General features: G+C 61.9%; 14 protein-coding genes. 6 read left to right on the plus strand and 8 right to left on the minus strand.

What is annotated here, in order from left to right; genetic code table 11:
• Positions 1 to 45 precede the first annotated feature (45 nt).
• A complete protein-coding gene (locus tag G9U53_RS01120) occupies positions 46 to 942 on the plus strand; it encodes a LysR substrate-binding domain-containing protein (protein ID WP_030535055.1) in 897 nt (298 codons plus the stop codon).
• Here the strand turns inward: G9U53_RS01120 and G9U53_RS01125 are convergent.
• Together G9U53_RS01125 and glpK are read right to left on the minus strand one after the other, a co-directional pair.
• Entirely contained in the window at positions 939 to 2,354 is a 1,416-nt protein-coding gene (locus tag G9U53_RS01125; protein WP_064443409.1) for an MFS transporter, read from the minus strand. The genes G9U53_RS01120 and G9U53_RS01125 overlap by 4 nt on opposite strands.
• 171 nt (positions 2,355 to 2,525) lie before the next feature.
• On the minus strand, positions 2,526 to 4,016 hold the full coding sequence (gene glpK / locus G9U53_RS01130) for a glycerol kinase GlpK (protein WP_007727296.1): 1,491 nt from the start codon (positions 4,014 to 4,016) through the stop codon (positions 2,526 to 2,528).
• 108 nt (positions 4,017 to 4,124) lie between these two features.
• Here glpK and G9U53_RS01135 point away from each other — a divergent pair, with 108 nt between their 5' ends.
• The 3 genes from G9U53_RS01135 to G9U53_RS01145 all read left to right on the plus strand — a co-directional run bounded on the left by G9U53_RS01135 (position 4,125) and on the right by G9U53_RS01145 (position 7,276).
• A complete protein-coding gene (locus tag G9U53_RS01135; protein WP_003940825.1) occupies positions 4,125 to 5,867 on the plus strand; it encodes a glycerol-3-phosphate dehydrogenase/oxidase in 1,743 nt (580 codons plus the stop codon).
• A gap of 99 nt (positions 5,868 to 5,966) precedes the next feature.
• Positions 5,967 to 6,509: a hypothetical protein gene (locus G9U53_RS01140; protein ID WP_003940921.1), complete on the plus strand. Its 543-nt coding sequence runs from the start codon at positions 5,967 to 5,969 to the stop codon at positions 6,507 to 6,509.
• A gap of 50 nt (positions 6,510 to 6,559) precedes the next feature.
• A complete protein-coding gene (locus G9U53_RS01145; protein WP_003940742.1) occupies positions 6,560 to 7,276 on the plus strand; it encodes a GAF and ANTAR domain-containing protein in 717 nt (238 codons plus the stop codon).
• Here the strand turns inward: G9U53_RS01145 and G9U53_RS01150 are convergent.
• Positions 7,245 to 8,192 carry a LysR family transcriptional regulator gene (locus G9U53_RS01150; RefSeq protein ID WP_165638228.1) on the minus strand — a complete coding sequence of 316 codons (948 nt, stop codon included), beginning with the start codon at positions 8,190 to 8,192 and terminating at the stop codon, positions 7,245 to 7,247. The two genes, G9U53_RS01145 and G9U53_RS01150, sit on opposite strands and share 32 nt — an antisense overlap.
• A gap of 154 nt (positions 8,193 to 8,346) precedes the next feature.
• On the opposite strand from G9U53_RS01150, the gene G9U53_RS01155 reads away from it, so the two are divergent.
• Together G9U53_RS01155 and G9U53_RS01160 are read left to right on the plus strand one after the other, a co-directional pair.
• Positions 8,347 to 9,723 (plus strand): MFS transporter, encoded by a 1,377-nt coding sequence (locus G9U53_RS01155; RefSeq protein WP_064112821.1) that lies wholly within the window; start codon positions 8,347 to 8,349, stop codon positions 9,721 to 9,723.
• Entirely contained in the window at positions 9,720 to 10,463 is a 744-nt protein-coding gene (locus G9U53_RS01160) for a 3-hydroxybutyrate dehydrogenase (RefSeq protein ID WP_165638229.1), read from the plus strand. Before G9U53_RS01155 ends, G9U53_RS01160 begins: the two co-directional genes overlap by 4 nt.
• A 36-nt stretch (positions 10,464 to 10,499) precedes the next feature.
• Here G9U53_RS01160 and G9U53_RS01165 read toward each other — a convergent pair whose 3' ends face one another.
• The 5 genes from G9U53_RS01165 to G9U53_RS01185 all read right to left on the minus strand — a co-directional run bounded on the left by G9U53_RS01165 (position 10,500) and on the right by G9U53_RS01185 (position 14,677).
• Positions 10,500 to 11,384 carry an aldo/keto reductase gene (locus G9U53_RS01165; protein WP_165638230.1) on the minus strand — a complete coding sequence of 295 codons (885 nt, stop codon included), beginning with the start codon at positions 11,382 to 11,384 and terminating at the stop codon, positions 10,500 to 10,502.
• An 86-nt stretch (positions 11,385 to 11,470) separates the two neighbouring features.
• On the minus strand, positions 11,471 to 12,394 hold the full coding sequence (locus G9U53_RS01170; protein ID WP_030535049.1) for a hypothetical protein: 924 nt from the start codon (positions 12,392 to 12,394) through the stop codon (positions 11,471 to 11,473).
• On the minus strand, positions 12,384 to 13,034 hold the full coding sequence (locus G9U53_RS01175; RefSeq protein ID WP_225320334.1) for a serine/threonine protein kinase: 651 nt from the start codon (positions 13,032 to 13,034) through the stop codon (positions 12,384 to 12,386). The genes G9U53_RS01170 and G9U53_RS01175 overlap by 11 nt, the downstream gene beginning before the upstream one ends.
• A 147-nt stretch (positions 13,035 to 13,181) precedes the next feature.
• Complete coding sequence (locus tag G9U53_RS01180) at positions 13,182 to 13,718, minus strand: hypothetical protein (RefSeq protein ID WP_003940745.1); 537 nt, start codon at positions 13,716 to 13,718, stop codon at positions 13,182 to 13,184.
• A 17-nt stretch (positions 13,719 to 13,735) separates the two neighbouring features.
• Entirely contained in the window at positions 13,736 to 14,677 is a 942-nt protein-coding gene (locus G9U53_RS01185; protein WP_042449607.1) for an oxygenase MpaB family protein, read from the minus strand.
• Between the last annotated feature and the right edge of the window lie 73 nt (positions 14,678 to 14,750).

Below are 14,750 nucleotides of genomic sequence, written 5' to 3' on the forward strand. Positions count from 1 at the left end.
TTTCGGAACTTGACATGTTCGGCCGGTGTGGCGCAACAATGTCGGGTGGAAATTCATCAGATCAACGCATTTCTCGCGGTGGCTGAGGAGCTACATTTCGGCCGTGCGGCGCAGCGGCTTCGGATTGCGCAACCGCCGCTGAGTCGAACGATCAGGCAATTCGAGAAACAGCTCGGTTCGCCGTTGTTCGATCGGAGCACTCGAACTGTGCGGCTCACTGCTGCCGGTGAAGCGCTGCTGCTTCCGGCGCGCGAGATTCTGGACGCGTGCCGGATGGCCGAGATCGCGGTGTCTGCGGCAGGCAAGGGAACGACAGGTCGCGTTCGCCTGGGTTTCGCGGGGACTTCTTCGCATCTGCTCGTCGGGAGGTGGGCGAAATTGGTGAGAAAGACCAATCCCGGTATCGAATTCGTGCTCGACAGTTCTGCTTTCGCGAACGAGGCGTTGTTGATGCTGCTCGATCGACGACTCGACATCGGGATGGTGCGGTGGACCGTACCGCCGCTCGGGATCACGTCGAGATTGATCGCCGAGGAGAACTTTCTGGTGGCCATGTCCAAAGACCACCCGTTGGCGTCGAGGGACTCGGTTCGGTTGATCGAATTGGAGTCCGAGAATTGGGTGACGCTTCCGGCGGAGCCAGGTTCGATTCTGCGGGAGTCTCTGCTCACTGCCTCGAAGAACGCAGGGTTCCTGGCTCGCATCGTGCAGACGGCACCGGATTCGATGTCGTTGATCGCGCTGGTGTCCGCGGAAATCGGATGCTCGTTGACCATTTCCTCGGTGGCCCAGAGCATCGTGAATCCTGATGTTGTCTTTGTTCCGGTCATGGACCCACCTCCTCCTCTTCAACTGCGTATCGCCTGGCGAGAGGGAGACGACAGACCTGCTCTTCTCGAAGTGTTGAAATTGTCCGAGCAGGCGCTGCCGTCCCTGGCCTAGACGGTTGCCCGACCGGTAGGAATCTCACCCGCTTCGGACTTCGGTGAGTTCGCAGTATTGACAAGAGTGTTTTCGAGTTCGAGTTCGTCGTAGTCCGCTTGTTCGGCCGTCGAGAGTTCGCCCGCGTTGTAGCCGGTACGTCGGAGCAGGAGCAGGGTGCAGATCAGCGAGACAAGGGCGTACAGCCCGGATACGATCGCGACCCCGACGATATTGCCTGACGTGTTGAGCATCCACTGCGCCAGTACGGGAGTTCCGCCGCCGACGACAAGGGAACACAATTGGTACGCCGTCGACAGACCGGTATAACGGATGTTGGCGGGGAAGGCACGAGCGAGAACGCCGGCGATGGCGCCGTAGAACATCGAGTGCGGGATCGTGGCCAGACACATCGCGACGACTGCGATGGTGAAGTTCCCGGTTCGGATCGCGAAGAACATGGCGGGCATGAGGACGAACTCCGGTATCACCATCAGGCACATGGCTTTTCGCATGTCGATCTTGGAGACCAGGACGGCACCGAAAGGTTGGACGATGAACTGCACGACGAGCGCGATCGCGATGGCGGCCAGGAAGGTTCCTCGATCGTATCCGAGTTCTTTTGTAGCCCAGGACAATGCGAAGGTGTTCTTGAAATAGGTGACCTGGGCGAGGGGAAGTGCGCCGGCGCCGAGGAGAACCAGTACCCAATGCTTGCGCAAGACTTCGGCGAGCGGAAGCTTGACGACCTTCTTGCGCGCGAGAACGGCCTTCATCTCGTCCGACTCTTCGAGTTTGAGGCGAATGATCATCCCGAGAATGACCAGCACCGCCGAGATGATGAACGGGATGCGCCATCCGTACAGGAGGAACGACGGCGTCGGCATCGAGGACAGAAGGAAGAACGCGATGGTGGCCAACAGATTTCCGGCGGGTGAGCCCTGTTGGGCGAACGCGGAGTAGAGGATGCTCTTGCCCTTCGGTGCATTTTCGCTGGCAATGAGCACTGCGCCGCCCCACTCGCCACCGACCGCGACTCCTTGGATGACGCGAAGGGTGACCAGACCGATCGGCGCCCAGATCCCGACCTGTGCGTAGGTGGGGAGGAGTCCGATGCCGACCGTGGCGACACCCATCATCATCAAGGTGATGACGAGAGTGTTCTTGCGTCCGATCCGGTCGCCGAGGTGTCCGAAGATGATCCCGCCGATCGGCCTGGCGAGGAAGCCTGCCCAGAGCGTGATGAAGGCGAGGAGAGTTCCGACTCCGTTCGGGAGAGTGTCGGAGAAGAAGATGTCGCCGAATACCAGGGCAGCGGCAGTGCCGTAGATGTAGAAGTCGTACCACTCGATAGTGGTTCCGATGAACGAAGCGATACCGGCTCTTCGCGCCTTGGCGTTGATCTCCTCGGAACTGCGAGTGGGTGAACTCATGCGTGGCGACCTTTCTCTGCAACATTCGCGGCGCCGAAACGTGGCGTGCCTGAATGAGATTCGCAGAGTGGTGTAGGTCACGTCCAATACCAACTTGGTCGCCTATTGATACCTCAGGAGTATCAATAGGCGACCATGATCAGCTCTTCCGGTATGGAAGGATCGGGGTGATTACTCGGACCAGTTGTACGTCCGCTCGACGGCCTTGTTCCACTCCGCGTACAGCCGTGACCTTTCGGACTCGTCCATCGCCGGTTCCCACGTCTTGCCGACGGCCCAGTTGTTGCGGATGTCTTCGGTATCGGCCCAATAACCGATGGCGAGGCCCGCTGCGTATGCAGCACCGAGAGCTGTCGTTTCGTTGACCACCGGACGGATGACGGGAACTCCGAGGATGTCCGACTGGAACTGCATCAGGGTTTCGTTGACCACCATGCCGCCGTCGACCTTCAGTGCGGACAGTTCGACTCCCGAATCCGCTCGCATGGCGTCGATGACCTCGCGGGTCTGGTATGCCGTCGCCTCGAGCGCTGCGCGGGCCAGGTGTCCCTTGTTGACGAAGCGCGTCAGGCCGACGATGACACCCCGGGCATCCGGTCGCCACCGAGGTGCGAACAGCCCGGAGAACGCGGGCACGAAGTAGGCGCCGCCGTTGTCATCGACACTTGCGGCGAGCGGCTCGATGTCCTTGGCGTTCTGAATGATTCCGAGATTGTCTCGAAGCCACTGGACCAAGGAACCCGTCACGGCGACGGAACCTTCGAGTGCGTACACGGCAGGGGCTTCGCCGAGTTTGTAGCAGACGGTCGTCAGTAGTCCGTGCTTGCTGTGCACCGGCTTCGTGCCCGTATTGAGAAGCATGAAATTGCCGGTGCCGTAGGTGTTCTTGGCTTCACCCTCGGAGAGGCAGGCCTGGCCGAATGTGGCTGCCTGCTGGTCACCGAGGATTCCGGCGACCGGCACACCGGCGAGATTGCCGCGTGGACGTCCTGTGCCGTAGACCTCTGAGGAACTACGGATTTCCGGGAGCATCGACATCGGGATTCCGAAATCCGCACAGATCGATTCGTCCCACTGGAGGGTCTCGAGATCCATCAGCATCGTGCGTGACGCATTGGTGACATCTGTCACGTGGACGCCCTCGGTCAGGTTCCACACGATCCACGTGTCGACAGTGCCGAAGCACAATTCGCCGGCCTCCGCTTTTGCTTTCGCACCGTCGACGTTGTCGAGAATCCAGCGGATCTTCGGCCCGGCGAAGTAGGTCGAGAGTGGTAGTCCGGTCTTGTCTCGATACTTGTCCGGACCCTCGTCGCCGCCCAGTTCGACACACAGTTGATCCGTGCGCGTGTCCTGCCACACGATCGCGTTGTAGATCGGCTTACCCGTCGAACGTTCCCAAACGACGGTCGTCTCACGCTGATTCGTGATTCCGACGGCAGCGATGTCGGCCCGCGTGAGATCGACCTTCGCGAGAGCGCCGGCCACCACCTCCCGAGTGTTGATCCACAGCGCCACCGGATCGTGCTCGACCCAACCTGCTCGCGGGAAAATCTGCTCGTGTTCTTTCTGCGCAACGCTCACCACGGCGCCGTCGTGATCGAAGATCATGCAGCGGCTCGACGTCGTGCCTTGGTCGATGGCGGCGATGTATTGATTCACTGTGCTCCTAGGTTCGGGCGTGTTCGCAGTAATCCGTGCGCTGTCGCAGTATGTGGATCAAGCTACTAGCCTGTAAACGGATTCGTCGTCGACTTACAGGAGACCGGGTTGAGTAAGCAGCAAGGTGCGCAGTTTCTCGGCCCGCAGCAGCGCGAAGCTGCTTGGGAACAACTTCAGACCGAGCAATTCGACGTCGTCGTGGTGGGCGGTGGTGTCGTCGGTGTCGGAGCGGCCCTCGATGCGGCCACCCGCGGGCTGAAGGTTGCGTTGGTCGAGGCCCGTGACTACGCATCCGGTACGTCCAGTCGCTCGTCGAAGATGTTCCACGGCGGTCTCCGCTATCTCGAGCAACTCGAATTCGGCCTCGTTCGTGAAGCATTGCGTGAGCGCGAGCTCTCGCTGACCACGCTCGCTCCGCACCTGGTCAAGCCGCTGAAGTTCCTGTTCCCTCTGGCTCACCGCGTGTGGGAACGCCCGTACATGGCCGCGGGAATCTTCCTCTACGACCGGATGGGCGGCGCCAAATCGGTCCCCTCCCAGAAACACTTGACGCGGGCGGGCGCACTGCGCATGTCGCCGAGCCTCAAGCGCAGTTCACTGACCGGTGGCATCCAGTACTACGACACCGTCGTCGACGACGCTCGGCACACCATGACCGTTGCACGGACCGCCGCCCACTACGGCGCGGTCGTCCGAACGTCGACGCAGGTCGTGGGATTTCTGCGTGAAGCGGACCGGGTCTCGGGAGTTCGTGTTCGCGACTGCGAAGACGGCCGTACCGCGGAGGTCAAGGGTCACGTCGTCATCAATGCAACCGGTGTCTGGACGGACGAAATCCAGGCCCTCTCACGTCAGCGCGGACGGTTCCGGGTGCGAGCGTCGAAGGGCGTACACATCGTCGTCCCGCGCGATCGCATCGTCAGTGAAGCCGCCATCATCCTGCGTACCGAGAAATCGGTGCTGTTCGTCATTCCGTGGGGCAGTCACTGGATCATCGGCACCACCGACACCGACTGGAACTTGGATCTCGCTCACCCAGCGGCAACCAAAGCAGATATCGACTACATCCTCGGCCACGTGAACTCCGTCCTGGTCACGCCGCTGACGCACGCCGACATCGACGGTGTGTACGCAGGCCTGCGTCCGCTGCTTGCCGGTGAGAGCGACGAGACGTCGAAGCTCTCGCGCGAGCACGCCGTTGCCCGTGTGGCTCCAGGCCTGGTCGCCATCGCCGGTGGAAAGTACACGACGTATCGGGTCATGGCGGAAGACGCCGTCGATGTCGCAGCAGAAGACATTCCGGCGCGGGTGGCGTCGTCGATCACGGAGAAGGTGCCGCTCGTCGGCGCCGACGGATACTTCGCGTTGATCAATCAGACTGTGCAACTGGGCGAGCAGTACGGCTTGCATCCGTATCGCGTCAAGCACTTGCTCGACCGCTACGGTTCACTCATCACGGAGGTCCTCGAACTCGGCCGACAGACGCCGGAGTTGTTGCAGCCCATCACAGATGCCCCCGATTACCTTCAGGTCGAGGCTGTGTACGCCGCCGCGGCCGAGGGTGCATTGCACCTCGACGACATCCTGGCTCGTCGCATGCGCATCGCAATCGAGTACCCGCATCGTGGTGTCAACTGTGCGCAACAGGTTGCCGGATTGGTTGCTCCGATTCTCGGTTGGGATGCCGCCACCGTCGAGCGCGAGGTCGACACGTACCGAGCGCGCGTCGAAGCGGAGATCGAGTCGCAGACCCAGCCGGACGACGAGTCGGCCGACGCCTTGCGCGCCGCAGCGCCGGAGTCTCGGGCCGAGATCCTCGAACCCGTCGTCGTGGTGCCGGATCGGGTCTGAGTCGCCCGTCGTTTGTTCTCGGTCTGTCGCGGGTAGGCGGATGTCGAATCACCACCCGTGTCAGCACAGACCGGTCGAGCGTCGCCCAGGAGGATCCCAATGTTCGGTAGTCGGTCGAGATCTGCTGAGGAACACATAGCCACCGCTTATCTGGTCACTCACCTGTGCGGAGCGATGGTAGGGCTGCAACTCTCGCGGTCACTCTCGGACTCGTACGGCGCGTGGGCCGACGGTGAGCTGGACTCGTTGCCGGGTGAGCTCGAGTACGAGATCGAGCAGCTGCTGCAACTGATCGAGGACACCCAGGGCATATCTCTGCCGCGGTACTCCAAGATCGACGCGACGGTCAATCGGATCAGGCGCCTCGTCCATGTCGACGCCATCTGGCGCAACCGTCTCGTGAAGCTGGCAACTCTCGAGATCATGCGGACCGCTCTGTGCGGCAAGAGTGCGATGTGGGAGGTCCTGAGAGACATTCCGGCCGGGGAGACGGAGGAGCAGTACCGCGAGCTCAACGACCTGGTGTCCAAGCAGATCACCACCGTCACGGCTCTGCATCACCGCGCGGCCACGGAAGCTTTTCAGGGGACGGACGGGCGGGAATCGGCGAGCGGCGGCGACCCCATCCGCTCGAGTAAGTAAGGTTTGTACCGTTCGGTGAAGAATTCGATGAACGGTAGACCCCGAGGTGTATGGAGATGGCTGAGCGCGACCAAGCACTGACAGAACCCACGGCAGTGTTCGCGGCGTTGGCGGAGATCCTCTACTCCGCCGCAGACAGCGCCGAGGTGTACTCCGCGATCTGTTCGGCGGCTGTCGAGTTGATTCCCGGTTGCGATCACGCAAGCCTGATGCTGCGACGGGGAAACACCAACGTCACGGTAGCGGCAAGCGACGAGATCGCCGAGCATGCAGACGATCTCGAACGTGCGACTGGTGAGGGGCCGTGCATCGACGCCCTCGACACGGAGGCGCCGCAGCTCGAGTCAGATCTTCGCACTCCGAATCAGTGGCCCGAGTTCGCTCGGAAAGTAGTGGCAGAGACACCCATTCGTGGCTCGATGGGGTTCCGACTGATGGTCGATCGTCAGAAGTTCGGTGCCCTCAACCTCTTCTCCGACACTCCGGGAGCATTCACGGAAACTGTTGCCGACCACGCGATCATGTTGGCATCGTTTGCATCCGTGGCCGTCACCGCGCTGAACCGAGGAGAGGATGCCGACTCGCTGCGGCGAGGCCTGGCGAGCAGTCGCGAAATCGGTCAGGCCGTCGGTCTGCTGATGGCATTGCATCGGGTGTCCGACGACGAGGCCTTCGACATTCTGGTGCGAACCTCGCAGAACATGAACGTCAAGATCGCCGAGTTGGCGCGCAAGGTCATCGTCCAGCATCGTTCGACACTGGACTGAGCGCTTCGTTCGCCCCGGGAGAGCCGAGGAGTTGAGATCGCTTGCGATCCACCGTCTCTCGAAGAGCTGTCACCACCGCTGCGACTTCCGGGCGGCGCAAGGATTCAGAACGAGCCACCAACCAGTACGAAAGTCTGACTTCGATGTGAGCGGGCAACACGCGAATCAGATCGTCGTGCTGCTCAGCCATGAAGCAGGGGAGCAGGCCGATGCCGGCACCCGCGCGCGTTGCCTCGATGTGGACGAACACGTTGGTGGACGTGACGGCCTCGCGCATGGAAACCGTGAGCTTGCGGGCCAGATCGAGTTCGTCGACCTGCAGCATCGAGTCGATGAAATACACGAGCGAGTGTTCGGCCAGATCTTCGGCACTTTCGGGAACTGCATTCTGACGTAGATACTCTCGGGAGGCGTACAAACCCAGCGCGTAGTCGGCCAGATGGACGGCCTCGGCGCGGTGAACTTGAGGTTTGCCGACAACAACCTCGATGTCGAGCCCCGAGCGTATCTGCGACGCCTTTCTGGTCGCGACGACTATCTCCACGCTCACGCGAGGATGGCGTCTGCGAACCGCTGCGCCGGCGGGGGCCGCGATGTATGCGCTGAAGCCGTCGGTGGCCGAGACCCGCACGACGCCGTCGAGTTGCTGCTGACCGGTGGAGTCGAGCGCCAGTTCGTTCACCGCGGCCTCGATGCGCTCGGCCGCGCTGAGGGCTTGTCTGCCCAGGTCGGTCAACTCCCAGCCGCCGGACGAGCGAACCAGCACACGGCCGCCGAGGCTCTTCTCGAGCGAGGCGATGCGGCGCGAAATGGTGGTGTGGTTGAGGCCCAGGTCGTCGGCGGCGGTGTTGAAGCGGCCGGTGCGACCGACCGCGAGAAGCACCAGTAGGTCGTCCGGGCTCAGTCCGAGTGTCATATCTGCATTTTTGCACCTGCATGGTGCGAGATTTGTCATTGTCGTGCCAAGAATCTGCACCGATACTCATCGAGTCACAAAAAAATGTGCGAGCGGTCACATTCCTGATCGTGAAGAGCAGGCGAATCGCGAACTGAAGACGAGGGAGTCCACGATGAGCGTCGACAACATGCCGAAACCCGAGAGCCAAGCCCCACCATCGGGGCTGAAGAAGGTGGTCGGCGCCTCGATGGCGGGCACCGTGGTCGAGTGGTACGAGTTCTTTCTGTACGGCACGGCGGCCACGCTGGTCTTCAGCAAAGTCTTCTTTCCTGGCGGCGGCAACGAGCTGGATGCGATCATCGCGGCTTTCATCACCTACGCCGTCGGATTCGCCGCCCGGCCACTCGGCGGAATCGTCTTCGGATATTTCGGAGACAAGTTCGGCCGGAAGCAATTGTTGCAGTTCAGTTTGCTGCTGGTCGGTGCCGCGACCTTCCTGATGGGCTGCCTACCGACCTACGGTCAGATCGGCTACTGGGCGCCGGCACTGCTGGTCACGCTGCGCTTCATCCAAGGATTTGCTGTCGGCGGCGAATGGGGTGGGGCGGTACTCCTTGTCGCCGAGCACAGCCCGAATCGATCTCGCGGGTTCTGGTCGTCCTGGCCTCAGGCCGGCGTGCCGATGGGCAACCTGGTGGCCACTGTCGTGCTGTTGATCCTGACGTCGACGCTCTCGGACGAATCCTTCATGAGTTGGGGCTGGCGCGTTGCCTTCTGGCTCTCCGCGGTGATCGTTCTGGTCGGGTACTACGTTCGGACCAAGGTCACCGACGCTCCCATTTTCGTTGCGGCGCAGAAGGAAGCAGAACTGGTCAAGGCAACCTCGTACAGCGTTTTCGAGGTGGTCAAGCGTTACCCGCGCGGAGTGTTGACCGCGATGGGCCTGCGTTTCGCCGAAAACGTCATGTACTACCTCGTGGTGACCTTCTCGATCACCTACCTCAAGGTCGTCGTTCATGCGGACACGGCGCACATCCTCTGGTGGATGCTGATGGCACATGCCGTGCACTTCGCAGTGATTCCGTTGGTGGGCAAACTGTCCGACACGATCGGTCGACGCCCGGTGTACATGATCGGCGCCGTCACCGCCGGAACATGGGGATTCTTCGCCTTTCCGATGATGAACAGCGGGCACAATGCTGTCATCTTGTCGGCAATCATCATCGGGCTTGTGTTCCACGCGTTCATGTACGCCGGCCAACCCGCGATCATGGCCGAGATGTTCCCGACCCGGATGCGCTATTCCGGTGTCTCCCTGGGATATCAGGTCACGTCGATCGTGGCAGGTTCACTGGCTCCGATCATCGCGACCGGACTGCTGAGCAAGTTCGACTCCTCGGTCCCCATCGCGATCTATCTCCTGTTGGCATCTCTGGTCACCATCGTCGCAGTCGTTTTCGCGCGGGAGACCAAGGGAATCTCGCTCGAGTCCGTCGATGCCGCCGACGCACGAGTGCTCGCCGACGAGCGGGCCGGTGTTTCCGCATGACGCTCTCCGGCAAAACGGCACTGGTCACCGGTGGTGCCAGCGGTATCGGCGAGGCGTGTGCTCGACTCCTTGCCGCCCGCGGCGCCCACGTCACCGTCGCTGATCTCGACGACGTCGCCGCGAAGGCGCTGGCCGACGAGATTGACGGCACTGCGTGGGCCGTCGATCTCCTCGACACCGACCAACTCGTGGATCTGGCACTCGAGACGGACATACTTGTCAACAACGCCGGCATTCAACGGGTCAGTCCCATCGAGGATTTCGACGTCGAGGACTTCCGGAAGATTCAACGCCTCATGGTCGAAGCGCCGTTCCTCCTGGTCAGAGCGGCCCTGCCGTACATGTACCGCAAAGGATTCGGGCGCATCGTCAACATTTCCTCGGTCCACGGGCTCCGCGCTTCGGCATTCAAGAGTGCGTACGTCACGGCAAAGCACGGACTCGAAGGCCTGTCGAAAGTTGTTGCGCTCGAGGGTGCCCCACACGGTGTCACCAGTAACTGCGTCAATCCGGGCTACGTCCTGACGCCACTCGTGCGATCCCAGATCTCCGACCAGGCAAAGGTTCACGGAATCAGTGAATCCGAGGTTGTCGAGAAGGTGATGCTCACTGAGAGCGCGATCAAACGGATGGTCGAGCCCGCGGAAGTGGCATCGCTGGTGGGGTGGCTGGCATCGCCCGAGGCTTCGATGGTGACGGGGGCTTCGTACACCATCGACGGCGGGTGGAGCGCCAGCTAGATCACTGGGGCTGCTGTGTTGTTCAAGCTGCCGGGTTCAGGCTTCGGGAATCTCGATTCCGAACTTCTCGCGGGTGATGACCTCGGGTTCGGGACCGCCGCGAACTCCGGTGTCGAGTGCGTCGATTGCGGAGAGTTCTTCGGCGGTGAGTTCGAAGTCGAACACGTCGAAGTTCTCCGCGATCCGCGAGGGAGTCACCGACTTGGGGATCACCTGGCGGCCCTGCTGGAGGTGCCAGCGCAGCATCACCTGTGCAGGCGACTTGCCGTGAGCGGTCGCGATGGCGCCGATGGTGGCGTCCTCGAGGGTCGAGCCGTGGGAGCCGTCGCGGTAGAACGTGATTCCGCCGATCGGTGACCATGCCTGAGACAGAATCCCGTGATCGGCGTCGGCCTCGAGCAAAGTCGACTGCCTGAAGTACGGATGAACCTCGATCTGGTTGACCGCCGGCACCACGGACGTTGCGTCCAGGAGTCGGGTGAGGTGATCCGGCATGAAGTTACTGACTCCGATGGCGCGGACCTTGCCGTCGGCCAGAAGCGTTTCCAACGCCCTGTACGCGTCGATCGTGCGCTCGAACTCGCTCGGCAACGCCTGATGGAGGATCAGGAGGTCGAGTTGTTCGACACCGAGTTTGCCTGCGCTCTTGTCGAAGGCATGCAGAGTCTCGTCGTATCCGTAGTCGGTGATCCAGACCTTCGACTCGACGAAGATGTCCGCGCGATCGAGTCCGGATTGCCGGATCGCCTCACCGACGCCCTTCTCGTTGCCGTAGGCCGCCGCAGTGTCGATATGGCGATAACCCGTCGACAGCGCGGACTCGACGGCGGCGACTGTTTCGTCCGGCGGCGTCTGGTACACGCCGAAACCCAGCGCGGGGATGTCGACGCCGTTGTTCAGTTTCAGACTCGGGATGCTCATGTCGTCCACGGTAGCGGCGGCCGGGGGTTCGGCGGGAGTGACTGCTCAGCCGGGTAACGGCAGTACCTCCCTCGACCGGCAGTACTTCAGCTCGGTTGGCAGGTGCCGCCGATGGGTAAAGCCTGCGCTCGTTCGCCTACCCAGCGGCCGATGTCGCTGAGCATCGCAGTACCGTCGGCGAAAGTGCCCGAGTCCGGCTTGGCTGCGATGGCGACAGCGAGTTGTCCGGTGCCGCTGCTGATGATCCCGAATTGGCGGACCAGATAGCCGCCGTCGTCGTCCGGCCCCCACCCACCTTTGAATCGAGCGGCTGGGATCACTCCCAGGCCCCACTGTTGGTCGGGGCTGATGCTGCCCATGAGCCCGAAGACTTCGGTGGCGTCGCTCCGGCATGGCAGGGTGGCGGCGAATTGCGCTTGGACGGCAAGTGGCCATTGTGTTTGACCGAACGAGCTGAATTCTGGTCGTAGCGTGCGTGATTCCACGGTGGTGGACATATCGCCGGAGGCCACGAGGACTGACTCGACCTTCGCTGCGGCAGTGGTCGGATCGCCGAGGCCTCGCCACAGTTCTTCGGCTGATTCGTTGTCGGAGGTGGTGATCGCCTGCTTGACCGTTGTGAGTTCTGTGTTGTCGGGTTCGTGGAGGGCTGCGATGGACAGTGGGACTTTGATGGTGGACCAGGCGACTCCGTTCTGCCACTCGCCGGCAACGAGTGACTGACCTCCGCCGACGGGCACGAGTGCGATACCCACGGCGCCGCCGAGGGTGTTGCCCAGGGCCTCGAATCCGGCGAGCGGGCCGACACCGTTGCCCGGGGCGGCAGGAGTCTCTGTCGGCTCCGGTGGAACGACGACGATCTCGGTGATCGTCTCGACCTTCTCCGACGACTCGTCTCGCGTCGGAATCGTGCAGCCCGCGAGGGCTGCTGCAGAAGCAGTGGCGAGTGCAACCGCCAGGAGCCGTCGGCGCGTCCCGCTACGAGCCTCGACGCACTGCTCAATAGACATAGACCACCGCGTTGTTTCCGCCGGTACACGTGACGACTTTGTTGCCGGCGCAGTTCATCGAGTACCGAGTTCCCGTGACCGGACTGACCGCGCTGATGGAGACCGGGCCGCCGCGTCGACCCTGGCTCACGTACTGGTAGCGCACTTCTTCGGCGAACTCACAAGACGTCACGCTGGTGCCGACGGCGGACGTCGTGAATTCGTTGTTCGAGAACACCGATCCACAACGCGCTGCGCTGGCAGGGACCGACTCGTTGGGCGCGGGTGTGACGACGCCGTTCTGCGGCGCGGCCGCAGGTGAGGTGATCACCACGGTTTCCGTGCGTGCGGTGTTCTCGTCGGAATTGTCGTTCAAGACGAGAGGGAGAACCCATACGTAGACCACGACGGCGACGAGTGCGACTGTGACAACTCCCAGTAGGACCCACAGCCATGCATACGATTTCGGTGGGCGGGGAGGCATCGGCGAATATCCAGTGCCTTGACCGTATGGGGGCCGGGGCGGGGTGTAAGCAGGCTGATGTCCCGAGTACGGAGCCTGACCGGGTGTGATGCCCGGCGGCGGAGGAGGGGGCGGAGGGAGAGGTGTCGTGTTGTTGGGGTCGTTGTTCCAGGGGTACGGCGACTGTGGTGTTGTCATTGCGGGCTGCTCCTCTGCCTACTTGATAGAAGTGGGCCGAGTTAGTCGTCGATCACCGCACATCGAAATTACCGATTGTTAGGTTTCTGCGAATTGCCCGTCTTAGTTATATACGACCGGTCTGACTTCTTTTGCACTTGTGGCTCGTCAATGAGTGAGCACTATCTTCAACCCGACTATGAGGGTGGCGACGGCGGCGAGGCCGAAGGCTGCCAGATGGGTGTTCGTACTGACTTTCTCGCCGTGCAGTCGGCTGATCACGTAACTGGTGGAACCGATCCGCAGGATCAAGACGATTTCCGCGATCAACTGCGCCGTCCGTGGTTCCAGGAAGTTGAACCACGCCGTCGCGAGAATGACGACAGGAACAACCGCAGAGGTGAGGATCGGGACGGAATCGCGAAGCGAGTCGATTCTCTCCGCGGTCGTCAGTCGGCGATCGTTGCGAATGCTCTCGCCGACACCCTCGGCAAATGTGTGGGCGATGTATGTCGACAATGCCGTGCCGACCACAATCGCGGCGCCGAGCGATTCCTGAGATTTCGTCACCGGTATGAGTGCGGCGAGGACAAGAATGTTGCCGTAGATGTACGCGGTGGTCCTCGCCGCCACACGTTCTTGTCCCAGCGGCGCACCGTGAGACGTGATCGGACGGTTCAGCAGGGTTCGCAGGTCCCACTCCATGTTCAGAGCATGGCAGATCAGACCCTGGGGCTGTAGTGCATCGGGTTATCTCGCTGCTCGAGCGGGGGCAGGTTGCGCGCCGGTGTGTGGACCAGTGGTGCATCGGCGGGGATTCGGCCGTCAGCTCGATCCCATCCCGCGCGAGCACGTGGCTGATACCGGTATCGCCACGGCACCAGACGGAAGACGGCGTTGACGGTGCGGCCGACAGCGTTGTGAATTTTCTGATCGCGACTGGTCCACGAGTAGCCGAGTAGGTCTCGAACCGGTTGGTCGTACATTCCGACCGTCAGCCACACGAATCCGCGGGCGAGGGGGATTCGGGCGAGCCGCCACAACGGATCGGGTAGCCACGTCATGTACGGGGGCTTGCCGAGTCCCGACAGGTCGAGGACGTCGCGGGTCGCCTTGTTGTCTTCGAGTACGTTGCGGCACATGTGGTCCCAGTACTCCTGAAATGCTTCCCAGGTCTCGGGAACAGGGCGCATGCTCATCCCGTACAGGCGGTACCACTGAATGTGCTCGGTGAAGAGCTGACGTTTCTGGGCCTCGGTCAAGCCACCGGAGAAGTTCTCGGCAGTGACGATGGTGCCCATGAAGAATGTTGCGTGCGCCCAGTAGAAAGTGTCGGGATCAAGTGCGTGATACCGACGCCCCAACTTGTCGACGCCCTTGATTCGTGTGTGATAGCCGCGGACTTCTTCGGCTGTCTGCTGCGCGCGATCGCCGTCGAAGACCACGCCTGCAATGGGATACAGCGAGCGGTACAGCCGTTCCCAGCGCTCGTCGAAGAACTGCGAGTGCTCCTCGACCCCGGCGCCGAGACCAGGGTGCATGTTTTGCATCGAACCTGCCCAGACACCTTGGAGCATCCCGCGCCAGTCGCCGAAATACTTCCAGGTCAGGGAATCCGGACCGAGGGGAACCGGGGTGCTGCTGTCGTCAAGTTGACTACGCATGTTGTCAGATTAGGATCGACAACAGCGGTAGTCAAGGATCGAATACCGGGTGCATTGAAGAACAAGTGTCGGC

The sequence above is a fragment of the Rhodococcus sp. D-46 genome (genome assembly GCF_011290655.1).
Taxonomy (GTDB): Bacteria; Actinomycetota; Actinomycetes; order Mycobacteriales; family Mycobacteriaceae; genus Rhodococcus_F; species Rhodococcus_F qingshengii.